Annotated in this window: 23 protein-coding genes; 18 read left to right on the plus strand and 5 right to left on the minus strand. The window is 63.1% G+C overall.

The annotated features are described in order from the left end of the window. Positions 1–2 precede the first annotated feature (2 nt). Genes AC1MGT_RS18610 through AC1MGT_RS18655 form a run of 10 tightly spaced genes read left to right on the plus strand, consistent with a single transcriptional unit; the run spans position 3 to position 9,069 of the window. Entirely contained in the window at positions 3–1,190 is a 1,188-nt protein-coding gene (locus tag AC1MGT_RS18610; protein WP_499501513.1) for a type II secretion system F family protein, read from the plus strand. Then, on the plus strand, positions 1,187–2,872 hold the full coding sequence (locus AC1MGT_RS18615; protein WP_499501514.1) for a GspE/PulE family protein: 1,686 nt from the start codon (positions 1,187–1,189) through the stop codon (positions 2,870–2,872). Before AC1MGT_RS18610 ends, AC1MGT_RS18615 begins: the two co-directional genes overlap by 4 nt. Beyond that, on the plus strand, positions 2,865–3,686 hold the full coding sequence (locus AC1MGT_RS18620; protein WP_499501515.1) for a hypothetical protein: 822 nt from the start codon (positions 2,865–2,867) through the stop codon (positions 3,684–3,686). The genes AC1MGT_RS18615 and AC1MGT_RS18620 overlap by 8 nt, the downstream gene beginning before the upstream one ends. Then, positions 3,683–4,228 (plus strand): PilN domain-containing protein, encoded by a 546-nt coding sequence (locus AC1MGT_RS18625; protein WP_499501516.1) that lies wholly within the window; start codon positions 3,683–3,685, stop codon positions 4,226–4,228. The genes AC1MGT_RS18620 and AC1MGT_RS18625 overlap by 4 nt, the downstream gene beginning before the upstream one ends. Beyond that, positions 4,225–4,800 (plus strand): hypothetical protein, encoded by a 576-nt coding sequence (locus tag AC1MGT_RS18630; protein ID WP_499501517.1) that lies wholly within the window; start codon positions 4,225–4,227, stop codon positions 4,798–4,800. Before AC1MGT_RS18625 ends, AC1MGT_RS18630 begins: the two co-directional genes overlap by 4 nt. After that, positions 4,797–5,342: a hypothetical protein gene (locus AC1MGT_RS18635; protein WP_499501518.1), complete on the plus strand. Its 546-nt coding sequence runs from the start codon at positions 4,797–4,799 to the stop codon at positions 5,340–5,342. Before AC1MGT_RS18630 ends, AC1MGT_RS18635 begins: the two co-directional genes overlap by 4 nt. Then, positions 5,342–7,423, plus strand: a complete 2,082-nt coding sequence (locus AC1MGT_RS18640) for a secretin GspD/PilQ domain-containing protein (RefSeq protein ID WP_499504319.1) — start codon at positions 5,342–5,344, stop codon at positions 7,421–7,423. Before AC1MGT_RS18635 ends, AC1MGT_RS18640 begins: the two co-directional genes overlap by 1 nt. A gap of 11 nt (positions 7,424–7,434) precedes the next feature. After that, positions 7,435–7,908 (plus strand): type II secretion system protein, encoded by a 474-nt coding sequence (locus AC1MGT_RS18645; RefSeq protein ID WP_499501519.1) that lies wholly within the window; start codon positions 7,435–7,437, stop codon positions 7,906–7,908. Positions 7,909–7,924: 16 nt separating this feature from the next. Then, entirely contained in the window at positions 7,925–8,314 is a 390-nt protein-coding gene (locus AC1MGT_RS18650) for a type II secretion system protein (RefSeq protein WP_499501520.1), read from the plus strand. Further along, positions 8,308–9,069 (plus strand): type II secretion system protein, encoded by a 762-nt coding sequence (locus AC1MGT_RS18655; protein WP_499501522.1) that lies wholly within the window; start codon positions 8,308–8,310, stop codon positions 9,067–9,069. Before AC1MGT_RS18650 ends, AC1MGT_RS18655 begins: the two co-directional genes overlap by 7 nt. A gap of 177 nt (positions 9,070–9,246) precedes the next feature. Here AC1MGT_RS18655 and AC1MGT_RS18660 read toward each other — a convergent pair whose 3' ends face one another. Both AC1MGT_RS18660 and AC1MGT_RS18665 read right to left on the minus strand, forming a co-directional pair. Next, positions 9,247–9,474 carry a hypothetical protein gene (locus AC1MGT_RS18660; protein WP_499501524.1) on the minus strand — a complete coding sequence of 76 codons (228 nt, stop codon included), beginning with the start codon at positions 9,472–9,474 and terminating at the stop codon, positions 9,247–9,249. Positions 9,475–9,773: 299 nt separating this feature from the next. Continuing rightward, positions 9,774–10,325, minus strand: a complete 552-nt coding sequence (locus tag AC1MGT_RS18665; protein ID WP_499501526.1) for a GNAT family N-acetyltransferase — start codon at positions 10,323–10,325, stop codon at positions 9,774–9,776. Between the two features lie 337 nt (positions 10,326–10,662). Between AC1MGT_RS18665 and AC1MGT_RS18670 the strand changes: the two genes are divergently transcribed. Together AC1MGT_RS18670 and AC1MGT_RS18675 are read left to right on the plus strand one after the other, a co-directional pair. Then, entirely contained in the window at positions 10,663–11,142 is a 480-nt protein-coding gene (locus AC1MGT_RS18670; protein WP_499501527.1) for a nuclear transport factor 2 family protein, read from the plus strand. Positions 11,143–11,161: 19 nt separating this feature from the next. Then, entirely contained in the window at positions 11,162–12,709 is a 1,548-nt protein-coding gene (locus AC1MGT_RS18675) for a dienelactone hydrolase family protein (protein ID WP_499501528.1), read from the plus strand. Between the two features lie 7 nt (positions 12,710–12,716). Here AC1MGT_RS18675 and murJ read toward each other — a convergent pair whose 3' ends face one another. After that, complete coding sequence (gene murJ, locus AC1MGT_RS18680; RefSeq protein WP_499501529.1) at positions 12,717–14,267, minus strand: murein biosynthesis integral membrane protein MurJ; 1,551 nt, start codon at positions 14,265–14,267, stop codon at positions 12,717–12,719. 209 nt (positions 14,268–14,476) lie between these two features. On the opposite strand from murJ, the gene rpsT reads away from it, so the two are divergent. Continuing rightward, complete coding sequence (rpsT, locus tag AC1MGT_RS18685; RefSeq protein ID WP_183550274.1) at positions 14,477–14,743, plus strand: 30S ribosomal protein S20; 267 nt, start codon at positions 14,477–14,479, stop codon at positions 14,741–14,743. Positions 14,744–15,158: 415 nt separating this feature from the next. Further along, complete coding sequence (locus AC1MGT_RS18690; RefSeq protein ID WP_499501530.1) at positions 15,159–17,390, plus strand: NADP-dependent isocitrate dehydrogenase; 2,232 nt, start codon at positions 15,159–15,161, stop codon at positions 17,388–17,390. Between the two features lie 51 nt (positions 17,391–17,441). On the opposite strand, the gene AC1MGT_RS18695 is transcribed toward AC1MGT_RS18690, so the two are convergent. Beyond that, positions 17,442–18,008 (minus strand): pseudouridine synthase, encoded by a 567-nt coding sequence (locus AC1MGT_RS18695; RefSeq protein WP_499501531.1) that lies wholly within the window; start codon positions 18,006–18,008, stop codon positions 17,442–17,444. A gap of 169 nt (positions 18,009–18,177) precedes the next feature. Between AC1MGT_RS18695 and icd the strand changes: the two genes are divergently transcribed. Continuing rightward, the gene (icd, locus tag AC1MGT_RS18700) at positions 18,178–19,431 is read left to right on the plus strand and encodes an NADP-dependent isocitrate dehydrogenase (protein WP_499501532.1); all 1,254 of its coding nucleotides are present in this window, start codon (positions 18,178–18,180) and stop codon (positions 19,429–19,431) included. 26 nt (positions 19,432–19,457) lie between these two features. Further along, positions 19,458–19,751 (plus strand): hypothetical protein, encoded by a 294-nt coding sequence (locus AC1MGT_RS18705; RefSeq protein ID WP_499501533.1) that lies wholly within the window; start codon positions 19,458–19,460, stop codon positions 19,749–19,751. A gap of 58 nt (positions 19,752–19,809) precedes the next feature. On the opposite strand, the gene AC1MGT_RS18710 is transcribed toward AC1MGT_RS18705, so the two are convergent. Next, on the minus strand, positions 19,810–20,013 hold the full coding sequence (locus AC1MGT_RS18710; protein ID WP_171084635.1) for a cold-shock protein: 204 nt from the start codon (positions 20,011–20,013) through the stop codon (positions 19,810–19,812). Positions 20,014–20,330: 317 nt separating this feature from the next. On the opposite strand from AC1MGT_RS18710, the gene clpS reads away from it, so the two are divergent. Together clpS and clpA are read left to right on the plus strand one after the other, a co-directional pair. After that, a complete protein-coding gene (gene clpS, locus AC1MGT_RS18715) occupies positions 20,331–20,633 on the plus strand; it encodes an ATP-dependent Clp protease adapter ClpS (RefSeq protein ID WP_137175749.1) in 303 nt (100 codons plus the stop codon). Next, entirely contained in the window at positions 20,630–22,930 is a 2,301-nt protein-coding gene (clpA, locus tag AC1MGT_RS18720) for an ATP-dependent Clp protease ATP-binding subunit ClpA (protein WP_258836105.1), read from the plus strand. The genes clpS and clpA overlap by 4 nt, the downstream gene beginning before the upstream one ends. Positions 22,931–22,981: the final 51 nt, after the last annotated feature.

Genomic DNA, 22,981 nt, shown 5'->3' on the forward strand with positions numbered 1-22,981 from the left:
CCATGCAGTTTGCCGTTCGCACCCTCGCGCCCGACATGTCGATCGCCAACCTCGTCGTCGATGCGCTCGATGCGCAGGATGCACGCCGCCAGATCGAGGCGCGCGGCCTGTTCGTCAGCGCCGTCGAACCGGCGCGCGGCGCACGTCTGGCCAGTTCGCGCGGCGCCAAATTATCTCTGGTCCTGTTCAGCCAGGAGCTGCTCGCGCTGCTCAATGCGGGCCTCGGCATCGTCGAAAGTCTCGAAGCCCTGCTGGAAAAGGAAAGCGCCGCGCCCACCCGCGCCGTGCTCGAACGCCTGCTCGGCGGCCTGCGTGAAGGCAAGCGTTTTTCGGCCGTGCTGGCGGCGCAGCCGGCGCTGTTTCCGCCGCTGTACATCGGCATCGTGCGCGCCGCCGAAGGCACGAGCGACCTGCCGCGCGCCCTGACGCGCTACATCGATTACCAGCAGCGCATCGACACCGTGCGCGCGAAGATCGTCAGCGCCTCGATCTATCCGGTGATCCTGCTGATGGTCGGCGGGGGTGTCTCGGGCTTTTTGATCGGCTACGTGGTGCCCAAATTCGCCGAGGTCTACCAGGGCGCGGGTCGCGACCTGCCATGGCTGTCGCAGTTGCTGCTCGACTGGGGCCAGTTCGCGTCCGGCCATGGGACGGCGATCCTGATCGGCGCCGTGCTGGTGGTGGCCGGCATCGTGGCCGGCATCCGCCACCTGCGCCGCAGCGGCGGCATGGGCCGACTGCTGCGGCGCGTGCCCGGCATCGGCGAGCGTGCGCGCGTCTATGAACTCTCGCGCCTGTACCTGACGCTCGGCATGCTGACCGAAGGCGGCATCACGATCGTCGGCGCCATCGAGACCGTGCAGCAGATGGTCTCGCCGCACCTGGCCAGGAACCTGTCGGCGGCGCGCGCCGCGATCGAGTCGGGCGAGCCGATGTCGAACGCCTTCGAAGCCCATGGCCTGACCACGCCGATCTCGCTGCGCATGCTGCGCGTGGGTGAACGCACGGGCGAAATGGGGCCGATGCTGACCCAGTCGGCCGCGTTCTACGATGGCGAGATCGGGCGCTGGATCGATCGCTTCACGCGCACCTTCGAGCCGCTGTTGATGGCGGCGATCGGCCTCGTGGTCGGCGCCATCGTCGTGCTGTTGTACATGCCGATCTTCGATCTGGCAGGGGATATGTCGTGACCGCCGCGCCGTTCGATCCCGCCATCCTGGCGCAGGCCAGAGCAGCGGCCAACGTATCGCGCCGGGGCCTCGTGGCCGAGCTGGAAGCGCTGACCAGGCGCGACGCGCGTGAACTGGTCGACGGCCTGGCGGGGCTGTTTGCGCTGCCCGTCATGGAGACGGGCGAGATGCTGCTGCTCGCACCGGCGTTCGACCTGCTGCCGCTGGCGCAGGCGCTGTCGCGTCACTGCGCGCTGCTGCGCCACGCCGACGGGCGCCTCGTTGGCGTGGTGGCCGATCCGTTCGATCTCGACCTGCAGACGTGGCTTGGCGCCCAGGCCCGCGCCACACCTGGCCGGCCACTCGAACTGTGCTTGGCGCAGCAGGCCGACATCCAGGCCTACCTCTCAAAGCAGGAAGAATCGGCGCGCGCCGTCGATTCGCTCGTGGGTGGGGCAGCCGACGGCCGGCGCGATGGCAAGATCGGCACCGTGCTGTCGTTCGCATCGGTATCCGAAGCGGGCAGCCCGGCCGTCAAGCTGGTCAACTCCACGCTGTACGACGCGCTGAAAGCCGGCGCCTCGGACATTCACCTGGAAAGCACGGCCGGCGGCCTGGCCGTGAAATACCGCGTCGATGGCGTGCTCGATCATGCGACGACGGTGGGCGGCATCGAACTGGCCGAGCACATCATTTCGCGCCTGAAGGTACTGGCCGAACTCGATATCGCCGAGCGCCGCGTACCGCAGGACGGGAGCTTTAGGGTCGAGGCGGCCGGGCGCGACATCGACCTGCGCGTGTCGATCATGCCGAGCATTCACGGCGAAGATGCGGTGATCCGTATCCTCGACAAGCGCGCGATGATCGAGGCCTACGGCTCGCTCACGCTCGAAGCGCTGGGGTTCGACGCGCCATCGCTCGTTACGCTGCGCCATCTGGCGCAGGAAGCCTACGGCATGCTGCTGGTGACGGGCCCCACCGGTTCGGGCAAGACCACGACGCTGTACGCGGCGCTGACCGAAATCCACAATGGCCGCGAAAAGATCATCACGATCGAAGACCCGGTGGAATACCAGCTGCCCGGCATCCTGCAAATCCCGGTCAACGAAAAGAAGGGCCTGACTTTCGCCAAGGGCCTGCGCTCGATCCTGCGGCATGACCCGGACAAGATCATGGTGGGCGAGATCCGTGACCGCGAAACCGCCGAAATTGCGGTGCAGTCGGCGCTGACCGGTCACCTGGTCCTGACGACCGTCCATGCCAACAATGTGTTCGACGTGTTCGGACGCTTCACGCACATGGGCATCGATCCGTATGCGTTCGTCTCGGCCCTGAACGGCATCTGGGCCCAGCGCCTGATCCGCATGAACTGCCCGCGCTGCGGCGAGCGGCACGACCCGACCGACCTTGAACTGGCCTCGGTGCACCTGGAACGTGCCGAGGTGGGCGACTACCTGTTCATGCGCGGCAAGGGCTGCGGCGATTGCCGTGGCACCGGCTACAAGGGCCGCCGTTCGATCGCTGAAATCCTGACCCTGAACGACGAGATCCGTGAACTGATCGTCGACAAGCAGCCGATCCGCCGCATCAAGGCCGCGGCCCATGCCAATGGCACGCGCAGCCTGCGCCTGGCTGCGCTTGACCTGGTGCGGCGCGGCGCCACCACCATCGATGAAATCAAGCGAGTGACCCTGCATGCTTAGGCGGACCAATCTGCGCTTCGGACACACCCTGCGTCTGGGCATTGCCAGCGATGGCCTGGCCCTCGTCAGGATCGACCGCCTGTTCGGCCGCGCGCCCGTGCTGCTGGCCGAGCAGCGGCTCGACCTGTTCGCGCCCGATGCGCTGGCCACGGGCCTCTCCGCGCTGTTTTCCGACCATGCGCCTGGCGGCTGGACGGTAAGTGTCGTGCTGGCCGATGAATTGATCCGACTGTGGCAGGTCACGCCGCCGCAAGAAGCAACGCGCATGGGCGACCTCGAAGGGGCGGCCGCGCTGCGCTTCCAGCACCTGTTCGGGGCGCCGCCTTCCGAGTGGGTGATCCGCGCCGACTGGGATGCCGCCAAGCCGTTCCTGGCCAGCGCCGCGCCGCTCAATCTGCTCGACGGCTTGCAGCTGGCCGCCGAGACCCACCGCTTTTACCTGGTCGACATCCGGCCGCAGTTCGTGGCCGCGCTCAATCAGTGGCGCCAGGCGCGCAGGACAGGGGCGTGGTTCGGCCAGGTGCATGGCGGCGTGCTGTCGCTTGCAGCCTATGACGGCGCGCTCCTGATGGCCGTGCGCAGCAGCCCGATCCCGGCCGGCGCCGATCGCAACTGGCTGGAATCGCACGTGGCGCGCGAAGCGCTGCGCGTGGGCGTGGGGCGGCCCGAACGGCTGCAACTGTGCGGCGCCGCGCCGGCGGCCTGGGGCAGCAGCCCGGGGCGCCTGAAGTTCGCCTGCAGCCTGCTCGAACAGAACGCCGGCGACGGCTGGTCCGACCTGGCGCGCCTGGCGCGTACGGGAGCGCCCGCGTGAAACGTACCCGCATCGATTTTGCCCCGCCGGGCCTGCGCCGCACGCTGTTTCGCACGCCGCCACGTCTGATCTTCATGCTGCCCGCCGTGTTGTTGATCTGCGTGCCCGCAGGGTTCATGACCCAGCGCTACGTCGAGCAGCAGCAGGAGCTGACCGACTTGCAGGCGGCGCTGGCCGTGCGCAGTGCGCCGCCGCCCGTCGTGGTGGCCGCCGCGCCGAAGGTCATCCTGGCGCCGGCGCAGGTCACCGCCGTCAACGCCGCCGTAGGGCAACTGAACCTGCCATGGCGCGACCTGGCGGCGGCACTGGCCGACGCCACGCCAGCGTCAATCGCGCTGCTGGCGCTGGAGCCCGACGCCAAGCGGCGCACGCTGCGCATCAGCGCCGAGGCAAAGAACAGCGACGACATGCTGGCCTACATCACGCGCCTCCAGGCCGAGGAATGGTTCACGAGTGTGGTGCTGATGCGCCATGAAGTGATGCAGGAAGACCCGAACCGGCCGCTGCGCTTCCAGGTCAGCGTGCAATGGGGGACGCCATGACGCTCGCGACCCTGCCATTGCGCGCCCGCCTGCTGCTCGCGCGCGTCAATCCGCTAGTGGCGCTGGTCGTGGCGCTGATCGTGGCCGGCGCAGCCGTGCAGGTCGCGCTGGTGCCGGCGCGCGCCCGCCTCGAAGCAGACTACGAGACGGCGCGCCGTCTCGCGCGCACGCCGCTGCCACCGCGCCCGGCACCAAGCGCGCCGCCACCGAGCAGCGACCAGAACCTGGCGCAGTTCTACGCGACGCTGGGCGATGCGCGCAGTGTTGAGCGCCAGTTGAAAGCGGTGTTCGCACTGGCCGCGCGCCATGGCTTGACGCTGGAGCAGGGCGAGTACCGCACCACCGTTGACCGCAACGCCAAGCTGGTCGCCTATCAGGTCAACCTGCCGGTCAAGGGCAGTTACGGGGCGATCTGGCAGTTCGCGATGGACGTGCTGCGCGCGGTACCGCATGCCTCGCTCGACGACGTGGCGTTTCGCCGCGACGCGATTGGCGAGGCAGGCGTCGATGCGCGGCTGCGCCTGACGTTCTATCTCGCCGAGCGCAGCGCCACACCGGGAGAAGCACGATGAAACCCCGTCACATTGCCATGGGTGGCGCGCTGGCGCTGGCTGCCGGCCTTGTGGTCTTTGGCGACACCACGCCTGAAGATACGTTGGCCGCGCCGGCCGAACGTGTGGCGACAGTCTCGTCTACTGCGCCTGCGCGCAGCACGGCCGTGGCAGTGGCCAAGCCCGTCGCGGACACCGCGATCGTGCGCCTGGTCCCGCGCGACGAGTTGATCGGCGCCGACGGCGAGCGCTTCGGCGAGGGCGAGCAGGGCCTGTTTGCGCGCCACGACTGGACGCCGCCACCGCCGCCGCCATCGAATCTACCGCCGCCGCCACCGCCGCCGCCCGTGGCGCCGCCCCTGCCGTTCAAGTACATCGGCAAGTCGCTCCAGGACGGCGTCTGGGAAATCTACCTGGCCCGCAACGACCGTACCTATCTCGTGCGCGACGGCGCGACGATCGACGGCGCCTACCGCGTCGACGCGATCCGTCCGCCCACGCTGACCCTGACTTACCTGCCGCTGGACCAGGTCCAGCAGCTCAATATTGGAGTATTCGATTGATGGCTCGTTTGCCGATGCGGGGGTTGACCCTGCTGCTGTTGCCGTTTCTTCTCGCGGGTTGCGCGGCGCAGCGCGCCTACCAGGAGGGCAATGCACTGGTGGCCCAGGACAAGGTCGGCGCCGGCCTTGCCAAGTACCAGGAGGCGCTGGCCTCCGACCCCGGCAATCCCGAATACAAGGCGGCCTACCTGCGCGCGCGCGACGGCGCCGTCGTGCGCATGGTGGAGGCAGCCGACCGCGCACTGGCCACCGGCCAGATCGACGTGGCCAGTAATGAATACCGGCGCGTGCAGACCATCGATCCGGGCAACGACCGCGCCCGTGCTGGCCTGCGCCAGGTCGAGGCGGACCGGCGCCACGCGGCCGCACTGATCGAGGCGCGCGCAGCGTTCGAGAAGGACGATATCGAGACCGCCCGCAACAAGCTCGCGGCCGTGCTGACCGAGCGCCCGGCGCACGAGGCGGCGCGCCTGCTGCTGCTGGAGATCGACGAGAAAGCGGCGGCTGCGCCATCCGGCCCGGCAGCGCTGGCGGCCAGCTTCCGCAAGCCCATCAGCCTCGAATTTCGCGATGCCCCGCTCAAGCAGGTGTTCGAGATCATCGCGCGCCACTCGGGCCTGAACTTCATCTTCGATAAGGACGTCAAGGCCGATACCCGCACCTCGATCTTCCTGAAGAACAGCACCGTCGAAGCGGCCGTGTACTACCTGCTCATGACGAACCAGCTCGAGCGCCAGGTCATGGACGGCAACACGATCCTGATCTACCCGAACGTCGCGGCCAAGCTGCGCGAGTACCAGGAAATGACGGTCAAGACGTTCTTCCTGGCGAACGCCGATGCCAAGGCGATTGCCAATACGTTCAAGACGATCCTCAAGAGCCGCGACGTGGTGGTCGATGAAAAACTGAACCTGGTGATCCTGCGCGACAACCCGGAAGCGATCCGCATCGCCACGCAGCTGGTGGCGCTGCAGGACGTGCCGGAGCCCGAAGTCATGCTCGACGTCGAGGTGCTGGAGATCAACCGCAGCAGCGTGATGGACCTGGGGATCAACTGGCCGTCATCGCTCGGGTTCTCGCCACTGACGTCGTTCGATGGCAATGTGCTGACCATCGACCAGCTGCGTGGCCTGAACAGCAGCACGATCACGACAGGCCCGATCAGCGCCACGCTCAACGCCAGCAAGACCGACGGCGACACGACGACGCTGGCCAATCCGCGCATTCGCGTGCGCAACAAGGAAAAGGCCAAGATCGTCATCGGCGACAAGATCCCGAATATCTCGGCGACGGTGTCGTCGGGGATCGGCGGCTTCGCGTCCGATAACATCACCTATCTGGACGTGGGCCTGACGCTGAACGTCGAGCCGACCATTTACCTGAACAACGAGGTGGCGATCCGCATCAACCTCGAGGTCAGCACGCTGGGCGAGCGCGTCGAGACCCGCAACGGCACGGTGGCCTACCGCATCGGCAGCCGCTCGGCGACCACCATGCTGCAACTGAAGGATGGCGAGAACCAGGTGCTCGCTGGCCTGATCAGCAATGAAGACCGCAGCAGCGGCACCAAGGTGCCGGGCGTGGGCGACCTGCCGATCGTCGGACGCCTGTTTGGCAGCCAGACCGACAGCAACGGCCGCACCGAGATCCTGCTGTCGATCACGCCGCGCATCGTGCGCGCGGTGCAGCGCCCGCCCGCATCGGCGTCCGAATTCGGCGCCGGCACCGAGGCGAGCTTCCGCCGCCGGCCCGACAACGCCGTGCGCGCACCCGTGCTGCTGCCGACGACGGGTGCTCGGCCTGCCACGCCAGCTCTGGCGCCGCCAGTGACGGTCACCACGACCACGGTCACGACGCCGGTCGCACCGCCGCCCGTGCAGGAACCCGCGACGTCATTCTCGGTGCCGCCGTCGGCCTTGCCGGCCACGCCGCAACTGGGTTCGCCGCCATCGGCGCCGCCGGGTCAGCCGGTGACGGCGCCTGAATCTGTGCCTGCATCTGCGCCGGAAGCTGCGCCCGAGGCCATGGCGCAGCCAGCCGCCTATCCGCCGGGCGTGACGCCGCCAGTGCCGCAGCGATGACGCAGCCGGGCATGCGCGCGCGGCACGGCTTCACGCTGATCGAGCTGCTCGTCACGCTCGCGATCCTGGGCCTGCTCGGTACCCTGGTGTTGCCCGTGGCCGAAGTCACGGTGCAGCGCCGCGACGAGCAGGAACTGCGGCGCGGCCTGCGCGAAATCCGCGCCGGCCTGGACGCCTACAAGAAGGCCGCCGACGAAGGCCGCGTGGCCACGGCTGCCGACGCCAGTGGCTATCCGGCGCGCCTGGAATTGCTGGTGCAGGGCGTGCCCGATCTGCGCAGCCCGAAGCAGGCCAGGATCTATTTCATGCGGCGCCTGCCGCGCGACCCATTTACGCCTGAGCGCGATCTCGATGACGCCGCCACCTGGGGCAAGCGCAGCTACGCCAGCGAGCCGGATCAACCGCAGGAAGGCGACGATGTCTATGATGTGTATTCGCGCTCCACGCGCGTGGGGCTGAACGGCATCCCCTACAACAAATGGTGAGCACGAGGTGAGCACAATGCGCATGCACGCAGATGGAAAAGGCCGCGGCTTCACGCTGATCGAACTGCTGGTGGTGCTGGGGATCATCGCGCTACTGCTGACGGTGGCGCTGCCGCGCTTTTTCCCCAGCATCGACAGCGCGAAGGAGACGATCCTGGCCGATAACCTGCGCAACACGCGCCAGGTGGTCGATCAGTACCGCTCCGATACCGGCCGCTATCCCGAGTCGCTCGAGCAGCTGGTGGAGGCGCGCTACCTGCGCGAAATCCCGCTCGACCCGGTCACCGAAGCGCGCGACACGTGGATCCTCGAAGCCCCGCACGAAGGGGAGCAGGGCGGCTTTGCCAACCTGCGCAGCGGTGCACCGGGCAACGACCGGCGCGGCCGGCCCTATCTGGAATGGTAGTTCGGGCAGGGATACGCCGCGGGCGCCAGGCCGGGTTCACCTATCTGGGCCTGATCATCTTTGTCACCATCATCGGCCTGGTAGGCGCGGCTACGCTCAAGATCGGCGCGCTGCTGCAACGGGCGGCGGCCGAAGAAGAATTGCTGGACATCGGCGCTGCCTTCAGCGCAGCGCTCGACAGCTACGCGGCGGCGACACCGCAAGGCGCCTCGCCGTATCCGCCATCGCTCAAAGAATTGCTGAAGGACCCGCGCGTGCCGGGCGTGCGCCGGCACCTGCGCAAGATCTTCGTCGACCCGCTGACGGGCAAGGCCGAGTGGGGTGTGGTGTATCTGGGCGACGGCACGACCGGCGTGGTGGCAGTGCATAGCCTGTCGACGGCCAAACCGTTGAAGGTCGCCAATTTCGACAGCCGGTTTGCGGGCCTGGACAATGCGGATACGATTTCGGCGTGGCGGTTCAAGGCGCGCGATCCGGCGTTGGGGCAGGGGCCTGGGCAGCCACTGCCTGCTGCGTCAGCAACGCCGACTGCGCCGGCTGCGCAACCAGCGCAAACAGCGCCGCCTGGCCTGCCTGCGGCGGCGCCGGCAGATGTGCCGCCGGCAGAGACGACAGAGGAGTCCAATCCCGTGCCGGATACCGCGCCGGATACCGTGCCGGATACCGCGCTGGATACCGTCCCGGAACCTGCGCCGGTGAATGCACCCGAACCGGAAGCCGAAGCCTCGCCGGAAAAGCCGCCTGAAGACCGGTAGGGGTGGCCGACCATTACCACAGAGCGCGCCCGCGCCTGCAGGTTCAAGCCCGGTCTCCAGCTTGGCGCTCGCCGCAGTCGGTACCAGACTTTGTTCCTGGCTGATGCGTCGTCGAGCAGGCGAGGCAGGCGATCTTATGGGTAGTCCGATGGCCGCACTCCTGGCAAGACTTACAGACTAGCGTCCAAACATGAACCACATAGAAATCATCATGACGCCCAGCACGATACCAATCACCGATCCTATCCTGACAATGCCCTCCAACGCGTTGGTTACGAGCGCTCCGCTATAGCTATTGAATTCCTGAATCCCAGCAGAATTGCGCCGATAAAACGCCCGCTTCCCAGTCCAATACAGGCCGAAAGCACCTCCAACAAGAAAGATAATTCCCGCTACAAGAGCCATTATCACTCCTCGCAAATTGAAACATCGTCGCATATTAGACTTTAGTAAAATGCTTTATAACATTATTCGCTGCGCCATCGAAGGCTTGGCCTGTCAGGGAAAGCAATAGCAGTCTACAACTCCAATATCTGCAGAAATGCGCGAAATATCAAATTTCGTCAATTATTTACAAGACTTGTTGTAATTAAAAAGATTAATTGGAATTGGGCAGTTACCTTTTGGTAGCATGGGGTATCGAATGTGGGACAAGGGCTTTGCGTAGTGCGGAATGATGACTTGCACGCAGTAGCAGGGCAGGGTCAAGCGGGGCAGGGTACGTCTGACATTGCCGATTCGTACAGGCTGGAGTCGTTGATTGAAAGCACAAACTGATAATTGCACTCTATCTCTTGCTGGCGAATCACGTGTTTGATCGAGAATCCACACCGTTGGAGCACTTTTGCCGAACCTATATTTCCAGCATGTACATTGGCGACTAAAAGACTCAGGTTCCAATGTGACCGCGCCTCATGGATCAACCGCCTGACCGCCAGTGTTGTTAATCCTTGCCCGCAAGCGTTTTCAGCAATCCGATATCCGACTTCTGCCGATCTTTCCAAAACGTTGATATCTTTCAGGTTCGCTCGGCCCACTATTTTTCCTTCAGAATCTTCGATAACAAGCGGATGCCAGGTTCCGTTATCAAGGCCGGATAAATAAGAGGCAATATGTTCGGTAACGCCTTCAAGTGAGTAGAAGGCGGAATTGCGTGTATCAATGTGACGCTCAAACCACTGGCGATTTTCCAATTCAAATTTCAGTAATGGCTCAGCATCAATTGGTTGCAGAGTGCGGATGCGGATCGGCCCCATAGGATCATTTACTCTCTAATGAAAAAATAACGATCATGGCATGTGATATAAGCCCCTTTGCCCGGGGGATTGTCGCGACTGGCTGCTTTTGGCCAAAGCAGATTGTCAGCGTTGCTTAGTGTACGTTCCCGTGGTCCCTGGAACAAGTTGCACGAGCGCCGGCAGACTGCGGTTGCTGTGGCAGACCGCCTGCTTTTGTAGCGAAGTTTATTAGCACTGCACAGTAACCCAGCAGCCATATGTATCCATTTTTAATAGGCAACGATAACGCGGATTGCTATGATCGACCGTCACCGTGACGCCACTACCGGCGTTGACAAACTTTACGAGGAGCCGCATGATTTCTGTCCTGTCGCGCCGTTACAGCAACATGCTATGCATTGCGGGCGCGCTTGCCTGCCTGTTGATCACGCCCGCCCACGCCGCCACGCCGGAACAGTCGGTCAGCGAGCTGGTGCAGCGCTTTGCCACCGCGCAGGGCACGTTCGACCGCGCCACTTTGGAAGCGCTGACAGCCGAGAACTATATCGAGGTTTCCCCGCTGGGCGAGGTCGACCCGCGCGCGAAGATGCTGTCGTTCTATGTCAAGCATGACGACAAGCCGCTGCCGGCAATCACCGTCGACGAGATCACGCCGCGGGTGCTGGGCAATACCGCCATCGTGCTCGCGAAGGTGTCGTACGCCATGACGGTTGGCGGACAAACCCGCACAGCCTCGCTGCGCTCGAGCTTCGTGGCTCAGCAGCAGGACGGCGCCTGGAAGCTGGTCTCTGCGCAGTACACGCCGATCCGGCCATCGGCCGCACCAGCCAAGTGAACAACCAATGAAGTCGCCAATGAAATCGCCAATGAGCCTGCGTCCCGTCCTGATCTTCTTCTCCATCGCCGTCAGTGTCAGTGCCAGTGCAGGCGTGCCGGCGCCTGCCGCGCCAAATCTGATTCCTGAGGCTGGCCCGCATGCCGTCGGCTTGCGCGTCATCCAGCAATATGACTACAGTCGTATGCTCGAGCCGCAGGTCGATGCGTTCGGCAAGGCCGGCAATGCTGCGCCTGGCCGGCCAATCCAGATGCTGGTCTGGTATCCAGCCAGGCGTGGTGGCGGCGCGCCGATGCTGGCCGCAGATTATCAGCAGACCAGCCTGAATGATGTCGACTTCACCGCGCCGGCTGCCGAAGCAACCAGGCAGCGGGCAGACTGGGTGGCGGGACCGCAAAGCGCGCAGTACCGCGCGCCGACGCTGGCCGTGCGCGATGCAGCGGCTGCCGCAGGCCGCTTTCCGGTGGTGATCTACGCGCCCAGCTTTGCTGCCCAAGCCCATGAAAACATCGACCTGTGCGAATACCTGGCCAGCCATGGCTATGTGGTGCTCGCCAGCCGCAGCCTGGGCGCGCGCTCGGTCATGATGACCGACGACGTCGACGGCGTCGAGGCGCAGGCCGCCGATATCGCCTTCCTTGCCAATTATGCACAGACGCTGCCGCAGGCCGACATCGGCAATGTGGCGGCGGCAGGTTTCAGCTGGGGCGGCATGGCCAATGTGTTTGCCGCGGCGCGTTCCAGCCGCATCAAGGCGCTGGTCAGCCTGGATGGCTCCATCCGGTATCACCCAAAGGTGTGGGGCGCGGCGGGTTATGTGCAGCCAGTGCGCACGGCGGTGCCGATGCTGTACCTGGGCGCGCGTGCGCCGTCCGCGGAAGTCATGGAGCGCAGGGACATGCTTGGCAAAAGTTACCTCAACACGATGACCTATTCCGACGTGTATGTCGCGACCCTGCCGCCGATGACGCATCCCGATTTCAGCGCGTGGCATGTGCGCTTTGCCGACGATGCGGCGTTCGGCGACTATGCGCGTGCCGATGTGCTGCAGGCATACCGCAGCGGCGCGCTGTATGTGCGCCGGTTCCTGGACGCCTATCTGAAGCAGGACGGCGAGGCGCTTGCATGGCTGAAGCAGTCGCCGGCGCGCCATGGTATCGGCCCGCAGGTGATGTCGATGACATTCACGCCGGCCCGCCATGAACTCCTTGACGAAGGCGACTTCCTGCGTGCGTTCGCCAAGGCCGGCTACAAGGATGCGCAGTCGATCCACGCCGGGATGGTGGCACGCTCGCCCGACTTCAAACTCAGCCCCTTGAGCATGAATACGCTGGGCTACCAACTGCTGCGCGGGAAGAACGCGCGCGGCGCCGTCGAACTGTTCAAGCTGGCCACGTTCCTCGAACCGAAGTACGCCAATGCGTTCGACAGTGAAGGCGAGGCATATGAAGCGCTCGGCGACACCAAGTCAGCCATTGCGGCGTACGAAAAAGCCGTCGCGGCCGATCCGAACCAGCGCAATGCTGTGGCGCGGATCGCGGCGCTGCGCCGGGGTGGCGCAGGCTAAGCAGCGTTCAGGCCGCGCGGCGCCGGAAGTCGCGTGGCCGGAACCCCAGCAGCGCGAGCATCGCAAAATACGTCACGGCACTGGCCACGATGATGCCGAACAGCGCACCGATGCGCAGGCCGGGCGTCACCTTCATGGCGGCCCAGTCGAACTGCGCCTGGCCGAACCATGCGACCGCACCCATGACCGCCACGCCGATGGCAAGCTTCAGGAAGAATTTCCCCCAGCCCGGCTGCGGCGTATAGATGCCGCGTTTGCGCAGGCCAATGTACAGGCAGGTCGCATTGATGCAGGCGCCCAGGCCAATTGACAGGGCCAGGCCCGCCACGCCCATCAGCGGCACGAAGATCAGGTTCATCAGCTGCGTGGCAACCAGCACCGCAACGGCGATGCGCACCGGCGTCTTGACGTCCTGGCGAGCGTAGAACGCCGGCGCCAGGATCTTGACCAGGATGATGCCCAGCAGGCCGGCGCTGTAGGCCATCAGCGGCATCGATGAATTGACCAGCGCTGCATCGTCGAATTTACCGTAGTGGAAGAGGGTGGCGATCATCGGCACCGCCAGCGTGGCCATGCCGACCGCGGCCGGCAGCGCGAGCAGGAAGGTCAGGCGCAGGCCCCAGTTCAGCAGCGCTGCGTATTCGGCGGTATCGCCTTCGCTATTGGCTTTCGACAGCGATGGCAGCAGGATCGTCCCCAGGGCCACGCCCAGCATCGCGGTCGGGAACTCCATCAGGCGGTCGGCATACTGCAGCGCCGAGACGGCGCCGGCGGCGAGGCTGGCGGCGATGCCGGTATTGATCAACAGGCTGATCTGCGCTGCGGACACGGCAAACACGGCCGGACCCATCTTCTTGAGCATGCGGCGCACGCCGGCGTCGCGCAGGCCCGTCATTGGATTGAACGAGATGCGCGGCAGCATGCCGATTTTCACGAGCGATGGAATCTGGATCGCCACCTGCAGCAGGCCGCCGACGCAGACGGCAATCGCCATCGCATAGATCGGCTGCTCGAGGTAGTTGACCAGCACGAGCGACGCGAAGATGAACGACAGGTTCAGCAGCACCGGCGTGAACGCGGGGATCTTGAACTGGCGCCAGGTATTCAGGATGCCGCCGGCCAGCGCGACAAACGACATGCAGGCAATGTACGGGAACATCATCTGCGTCATGATGACCGACGCGTTATACGCGCCGGGCGTCTCGCGCAGGTCGCCGGCCAGGATCATGATCAGCAGCGGGGCGCCAATGATGCCCACGATGCTGGTAAGCACCGTGGCCCACAGCAGCGACGTGGCGACATGGTCGACCAGCGTCTTGGTGGCCACGTCGCCATGCTGCGTCTTGTATTCGGACAGAATTGGCACGAACGCTTGCGAGAACGCGCCTTCGGCAAACAGACGCCGCAGCAGGTTGGGCAGGCGGAACGCGATGATGAAGGCATCGGTATACGCCGAGGCGCCGAAAGCGCGTGCAAACAGGCTTTCACGCAAGAGGCCAGTGACGCGCGAAAGCATCGTCATGCTGGAGATGGCGGCGAGGGTTCTGAGCAGGTTCATGGCGCGAGATTATACTGGTGCAACTCGACCGGTACCGACATCCGGCCGACAATCTTTGAATTTTGAATTGCCCAGACTTGAAAGCTTCGCTATAATCATGGGCTGTACTGAATTCTGTTAGCAGACACTAATCGTTGGGCAGGCTCCTGCGCCGGTTTAACAGTCGCTAATGTTTGCAAACGCAACTTGACCCCGATTTAGGAAATTCCATGGCAAATACCGCACAAGCGCGCAAGCGCGCTCGTCAAGCAGTTAAGCAAAACGCGCACAACTCGTCGCAGCGTTCGACCCTGCGTACCGCAATCAAGGCAGCTCGCAAAGCCATCCAGGCTGGCGACAAAGAAGCCGCGACCCTGATCTTCCAGCAGTCCGTGTCGAAAATCGACAGCATCGCTGACAAGAAAATCATCCACAAGAACAAAGCAGCGCGCCACAAGAGCCGCCTGGCTGCAGCCCTGAAAGCACTGTCGGCGTAAAGCCCGCGTGCGTGCGGCCTTCGGGCCGCGCAGGCAAGTTCTGTGCAGTGGAAAGACCCGCCCGACTTCGGTCCTGGCGGGTTTTTTTGCTTGGCGCTCCCATTTTTCCATCCGGAATGCATGACGGCGTTAGCGATAACGTAAAAACTGGTGTCTGCCGCAAAGGTGGGGCATAATATGGCGCGTCTTATGTCTTATAGAAGACTAGTGTTGAAGACAGGTTTCGCGGCCTTGCACGAAGCGGCCGCCCAACCAACGGAATGTACGCCGGTGCGCTCTGGCCCTCCCGTCGCAGACAGGGGTAGAATGTCCGGCATCGGCGCCCAGTGCCCGCAGCTCATCTATTGGATGGGCCGTGGCCAATTGTCAGTTTTTACTACGCGCGACGTTGTCGCGATTACCGAGGAAAATGTGCATGAGCAGTGATCAGACCATCATCTACACCCTGACCGACGAGGCGCCGCTGCTGGCGACCCACGCCTTCCTGCCTGTGGTCAGCACCTTCACGAAGCCGGCCGGCATCACCGTCACGGCCAGCGACATCTCGGTCGCGGCCCGTATCCTGGCAGCGTTCCCTGAAAACCTGACCCCGGAGCAGCGCGTGCCGGATTCGCTGGTCGAGCTGGGCAAGAAGACGCTCGAGGCGAGCGCCAACATCATCAAGCTGCCGAACATCAGCGCTTCGGTCAGCCAGCTGACCACCGCGATCAAGGAACTGCAGGACAAGGGCTACAACATCCCTGACTACCCATCGGACCCAAAGACCGACGAAGAAAAAACCATCAAGGCCAAGTACGGCAAGTGCATCGGCTCGGCAGTGAACCCGGTCCTGCGCGAAGGTAACTCCGACCGCCGCGCCCCGCGCGCCGTCAAGGAATACGCGCGCAAGAACCCGCACTCGATGGCCCCATGGTCGCAAGCATCGCGTACCCACGTGGCGCACATGACCGAGGGCGACTTCTACCACGGCGAAAAGTCGATGACGGTCGAGACCGCGCGCGACGTCAAGATGGAACTGGTCACCAAGAGCGGCCAGACCATTGTTCTGAAGCCAAAAGTTTCGCTGCTGGCCGGTGAAATCATCGATTCGATGTTCATGAGCCGCAAGTCGCTGCTGGCCTTCTACGAAGCCCAGATTGAAGATGCACACGCCACGGGCATGCTGTTCTCGCTGCACGTCAAGGCAACGATGATGAAGGTGTCGCACCCGATCGTCTTCGGTCACTGCGTGCGCATGTTCTACAAGGAAGCATTCGAGAAGCACGGCGCGCTGTTCGAGAGCCTGGGCATCAACGTCAACAACGGCATGGCCGACCTGTACAACAAGATCGCCGACCTGCCGTCGTCGCAGCGCGAAGAAATCATCCGCGACCTGCACGCCTGCCAGGAACACCGTCCTGAACTGGCCATGGTCGATTCGGCCAAGGGCATCACCAACTTCCATTCGCCGAATGACGTCATCGTCGACGCGTCGATGCCAGCCATGATCCGCGCCGGCGGCAAGATGTACGGCGCCGATGGCCGCCTGAAGGAAGTCAAGGCTGTCATCCCGGAGAGCACCTTCGCGCGCATCTACCAGGAGATCATCAACTTCTGCAAATGGCACGGCGCCTTCGACCCGAAGACGATGGGTACCGTCCCGAACGTCGGCCTGATGGCCCAGCAAGCCGAAGAATACGGCTCGCACGACAAGACCTTCGAGATCCAGGAAGATGGCGTGGCCAACATCACCGACCTCGCCACCGGCGAAGTCCTGATGAGCCAGAATGTCGAGCAGGGCGATATCTGGCGCATGTGCCAGGTCAAGGATGCGCCGATCCGCGACTGGGTCAAGCTGGCCGTGACGCGCGCGCGCAACTCGGGCATGCCGACCGTGTTCTGGCTCGACCCGTACCGTCCGCACGAAAATGAACTGATCAAGAAGGTCAAGGTCTACCTGAAGGATCACGACACGAACGGCCTGGATATCCAGATCATGTCGCAAGTGCGCGCGATGCGCTTCACGCTCGAGCGCGTCTGGCGTGGCCTGGACACCATCTCGGTGACCGGCAACATCCTGCGCGACTACCTGACCGACCTGTTCCCGATCATGGAACTGGGCACGTCCGCCAAGATGCTGTCGATCGTGCCGCTGATGGCCGGTGGCGGCATGTACGAAACGGGCGCCGGCGGTTCGGCCCCGAAACACGTGCAGCAGCTGGTCGAAGAAAACCACCTGCGCTGGGATTCGCTGGGCGAGTTCCTGGCGCTGGCCGTGTCGCTGGAAGACCTGGGCCTGAAAACCGGCAACCACAAGGCCAAGATTCTGGCTCGCACGCTGGATGCTGCCACCGGCAAGCTGCTGGACAACCGCAAGTCGCCATCGCCAAAGACCGGCGAGCTCGACAACCGTGGCAGCCAGTTCTACCTGTCGCTGTTCTGGGCGCAGGAGCTGGCCGCGCAGACGGACGACGCCGCGCTGGCCGCCACGTTCGCGCCACTGGCCAAGAAATTGGCTGACGATGAAGCAACCATCGTCGCCGAGCTTCTGGCAGTGCAGGGCAAGCCGGTTGATATCGGTGGCTACTACAAGCTGGATGAAGCCAAGGTGACGGCAGCAATGCGTCCGAGCGCCACCTTCAATGCGGCGATCGATTCGTTCGCCTGAACTGAACGGCTGCTGTAACTGAAACCCGCCGACCGAGAGGTCGGCGGGTTTTTATTTGCCCGCGTGGCGCGAGTAGGCCGGCACGTCGATGAATTCGCCCGGCAACAACGGATGCGTACTCAGGGAAAACGGGCCGATACTGCTGCGCACCAGGCGCAGCGTCGGCAAGCCCACGGCCGCCGTCATCCGGCGCACCTGGCGGTTCTTGCCTTCTTCGAGCGTGATGGCAAGCCAGCTGGTGGGCTTGTCCTGGCGCGCGCGGATCGGTGGATTGCGCGGCCACAGCCACTCGGGTTCGGAAATCCGCGTGGCGCGGCACGGCTTGGTGACGAAGTCGCCCAGGTCCAGCGGCGCCTGCAGGCGCGCCATGGCGGCGGCATCGGGCACGCCATCGACCTGCACCAGGTAGGTCTTGGCTTCCTTGTGATCCGGATGGGCGATCTTGTGCTGGAGCTGGCCGTCGTCGGTCAACAGCATCAGGCCTTCGCTGTCGGCGTCGAGCCGGCCGGCGGGGTAGATGCCGGGAATCTTGAGATAGTCAGCAAGGCATTCGCGGCCTTCCTGGGGCGAGAACTGGCACAGGACCTGGAACGGTTTATTGAAGAGGATCAGGGACATGAAGGTGCAGAGAAACGAATGAAAGGGCGGCCAGCCGGTAGCGTGGCAATATGGCAAAATACTGGGGCATAATGAAGAGCAGCCCTCGGCTGACGCTGGCAACGGCGACATTGTAAGCGAGTTCATAACGTCGATCGCACCGCCTTTCGCCACCTACCTGGAGAACTTGATGTACCAGCATATCACCGTCCCGCCTGCGGGCCAGAAGATCACCGTCAATGCCGATTGCAGCTTGAATGTGCCGGCCACGCCGATCATTCCATATATCGAGGGTGACGGCACGGGCGCGGATATCACGCCGGTGATGAAGAAGGTGGTCGACGCGGCGGTACGCAAGGCCTACGGTGGCGAGCGCAGCATCGCCTGGATGGAGATCTTCGCCGGTGAAAAGGCGACCAAACGCTACGGCGCCGATGTCTGGCTGCCCGCAGAAGCGCTGGACGTGCTGAAGGAGTACGTCGTCTCGATCAAGGGCCCGCTGACCACGCCGGTTGGCGGCGGCATCCGCTCGCTCAATGTCGCGCTGCGCCAGGAACTCGACCTGTATGTCTGCCTGCGCCCGGTGCGTTATTTTACCGGCGTGCCGTCGCCACTGAAGCAGCCGGAAAAGACCGACATGGTCATCTTCCGTGAAAACTCCGAGGACATCTACGCCGGCATCGAATGGGAGGCCGGGTCGGAAGGCGCGCAAAAGCTGATCGCGTTCCTGAAAGCCGAGCTGGGCGTGTCGAAGATCCGTTTCCCGGCCACGTCGGCCCTGGGCCTGAAGCCCGTCTCGATCGAGGGCACCGAACGCCTCGTGCGCAAGGCGATCCAGTACGCGATCGACCACGACAAGCCATCGGTGACCCTGGTCCACAAGGGCAATATCATGAAGTACACGGAAGGCGGCTTCCGGGATTGGGGTTACGCGCTGGCGCAGAAGGAATTCGGTGCCGAGCTGTTCGACGGCGGCCCATGGTGCAAGCTGAAAAATCCGAAGACCGGGCGCGACATCATGATCAAGGACTCGATCGCCGACGCCTTCCTGCAACAGATCCTGCTGCGCCCGGCTGAATACAGCGTGATCGCCACGCTGAACCTGAACGGCGATTACATTTCGGATGCACTGGCGGCCCAGGTCGGCGGCATCGGCATCGCGCCAGGCGCAAACATGTCCGATTCGGTAGCGATGTTCGAAGCAACCCACGGCACGGCGCCAAAATACGCCGGCAAGGATTACGTGAATCCGGGCTCGCTGATCCTGTCGGCGGAAATGATGCTGCGCCATATGGGCTGGAGCGAGGCGGCCGACCTGATCATTGCAGCGATGGGCAAGGCAATTGTGTCGAAAAAAGTGACGTATGATTTTGCGCGCCTGATGGAAGGGGCGACGCAGGTGTCTTGCTCGGGCTTTGGTGAAGTGCTGATCGAGAATATGTAATACGACGCAGGGTTGGGGGAGGGCATATGCAACAGGACGCGGCAATCATGCAGCACTACGAGAGGCTCGGGCGCTTCATCTACGGCTTTCAGCGTCATACCGATCCGGACGCGCTGCGCGCGCTGCCGCCGTCGCACAGCTTGGCCACGCGCGGCGCTGAACTGGCGGCACGTTTTGAGGCCGCCATTGCGGCGTCGAGATGGGACGGCGAAACCGGGCAACCCGACACGGTGAGTGAAGCAGCGTTCAGCGCGATTCTGGAAGAGGCAAAGTCATTCGCCGGTGAAATTGGCTGGCAGTACGGGATACCCACAACTTGAACGGGCGAAAAAAAGCCCCACTGTAGAGTGGGGCTTTTCACTTCCGGTAGGGGAATGATTAATTACCCTGGATGTTGGAAGCTTGCTTGCCTTTAGGGCCTTGCGTGACTTCGAATTGGACTTTTTGACCTTCTTTGAGGGTCTTAAAACCGTTCATGTTGATTGCGGAGAAGTGTGCGAACAGATCCTCGCCGCCGTCATCAGGCGTGATGAAGCCAAAGCCTTTGGAATCATTGAACCACTTAACAGTACCAGTTGCCATAAAAGAACTTTCAATTTTAACAAATCACACGAGCCATAAAAGCAAGAAACCTCTTGCCCTCCTCAGCCTGCTAACTGCTTATCAACGAGTACATAAGTACAAAGTCGATGACTGCATTGTTGGTGGAATAATCACGTAAGTCAAGAGGTTTGGGGCGCGGGTTGTCAAATTTTTCATCGTATTCCTGTGCAGTGGACTTGATTTCGGCAATCGAAACGCCATCTGCGCAGTTATCCGAAAACGCGTAAGATGGAAACAACAGAAAAACGGGCTGATGTTTACGCTTGGCACTAACCTCGGAAGTATTAGAATACCCCATGGCAACGAAGCACGATACTGAACAACTGCTAGAGCGGCAGACCGTCAAACCGCCTCCGCTATACCAGGTGGCGCTACTGAACGATGATTACACGCCGATGGAGTTTGTCGTGGCCGTGATCCAGGAGTATTTCAACAAGGATCGGGAAACGGCCACGCAGATCATGCTGTCGGTACACCAGAACGGCAAAGGAGTGTGCGGCGTGTTTTCCAAAGATATAGCGTGTACCAAAGTGGAGTTTGTCTTAACGCATGCACGCAAGGCAGGGCATCCCCTGCAGTGCGTGATGGAGGAAGTATGATTGCGCAGGAACTTGAAGTATCCCTACACATGGCCTTTGTCGAGGCACGCCAGGCACGCCACGAGTTCATCACCGTGGAACACCTGCTATTGGCACTGCTCGACAATCCTTCGGCCGCCGAAGTCCTGCGTGCATGCGCGGTCAATATTGAAGACCTGCGCAAGACCCTGACGAATTTCATCGGCGATAACACCCCGACCGTGCCTGGCACGGGCGAGGTTGACACACAGCCGACCCTTGGTTTCCAGCGCGTGATCCAGCGTGCGATCATGCACGTGCAATCGGCGTCCAACGGCAAGAAGGAAGTCACCGGCGCCAACGTGCTGGTGGCGATCTTCGGCGAAAAAGACTCGCACGCGGTGTACTACCTGCATCAGCAGGGCGTGACCCGTCTCGACGTGGTCAATTTCATTTCGCACGGCGTGCGCAAGGACCAGCAGGTCGACACGTCCAAGGCGCCGGAAGGCGTCGAGGAAGCGCAGGTCGAAGGCCAGGCCAAGGAAAGCCCGCTGGACCAGTTCACGCAGAATCTGAACAAAGCCGCGGCCGATGGCAAGATCGATCCGCTGATCGGGCGCGAAGAAGAAGTCGACCGCGTCATCCAGATCCTGTGCCGTCGCCGCAAGAACAATCCGCTGCTGGTGGGCGAGGCGGGCGTGGGTAAAACCGCGATCGCCGAGGGCCTGGCATGGCGCATCGTCCAGGAAGACGTGCCTGAAATCCTGCAGAACGCTGTCGTGTTCTCGCTGGACATGGGCGCGCTGCTGGCCGGCACCAAGTACCGCGGTGATTTCGAACAACGCCTGAAGGCCGTGCTCAAGCAGATCAAGGACACGCCGAACGGCATCCTGTTCATCGACGAGATCCACACGATCATCGGCGCCGGTTCGGCATCGGGCGGTACGCTCGACGCATCGAACCTGCTCAAGCCAGCGTTGGCCAATGGCCAGCTCAAGTGCATCGGCGCGACCACGTTCACCGAGTACCGCGGCGTGTTCGAGAAAGACCACGCGCTGTCGCGCCGGTTCCAGAAGGTCGACGTCAACGAGCCGACCGTCGAACAGACCATCGCGATCCTGCGTGGCCTGAAATCGCGCTTCGAAGAGCACCATGGCGTGAAGTACTCGGCCTCGGCCCTGACCACGGCCGCGGAACTGGCTGCGCGCTTCATCAATGACCGTCACCTGCCCGACAAGGCCATCGACGTGATCGACGAAGCCGGCGCCGCCCAGCGCGTGCTGCCGAAGTCGAAGCAGAAGAAAACGATCGGCAAGACCGAGATCGAGGACATCATTGCCAAGATCGCGCGTATCCCGCCGCAGTCGGTCAATCAGGACGACCGCAGCAAGCTGCAGACGATCGACCGCGATCTGCGCAACGTCGTGTTCGGCCAAGACCCGGCGATCGAGGCGCTGTCGGCCGCGATCAAGATGGCACGTGCCGGCCTGGGCAAGACGGACAAGCCGATTGGCTCGTTCCTGTTCTCGGGTCCGACCGGTGTCGGCAAGACCGAGGTCGCCAAGCAGCTCGCCTTCATCCTGGGCATCGAGCTGGTGCGCTTCGACATGTCCGAGTACATGGAGCGTCACGCTGTCTCGCGTCTGATTGGCGCGCCACCGGGCTACGTTGGTTTCGACCAGGGCGGCCTGCTGACCGAAGCGATCACCAAGAAGCCGCATACCGTGCTGCTGCTGGATGAGATTGAAAAAGCCCACCCGGACATTTTCAACATCCTGCTGCAGGTGATGGACCATGGCACGCTGACCGACAACAACGGTCGCAAGGCCGACTTCCGCAACGTGATCATCGTCATGACCACGAACGCGGGCGCCGAAAGCCTGACCAAGCGTTCGGTGGGCTTCGTCAACTCGCGTGAAGCGGGCGACGAGATGGGCGACATCAAGCGCATGTTCACGCCGGAGTTCCGTAACCGTCTGGATGCGATCATCAGCTTCCGCGCGCTGGACGAAGACATCATCCTGCGCGTCGTCGACAAGTTCCTGATGCAGCTGGAAGAGCAGCTGCACGAGAAAAAAGTCGAAGCCATCTTCACCGAGAAGCTGCGCAAGTTCCTCGGCCAGAAGGGGTTCGACCCGTCGATGGGTGCACGACCGATGTCGCGCCTGATCCAGGACATGATCCGCAAGGCCCTGGCCGACGAACTGCTGTTTGGTCGCCTGACCAACGGTGGCCGTGTCACGGTCGACCTGAACGAGAAGGACGAGGTTGTTCTCGAGTTCCCCGAGGGCGATGTCAGCCCGCCACCGGCCCCGGCCGAGACGGTCGAAATCGAGTAAGCAGTTTTGCTCCCAAAAAAGCCCGCGCACGCATGTGCCGCGGGCTTTTTT

The sequence above is a fragment of the Telluria sp. BA11 genome (assembly GCF_056680305.1).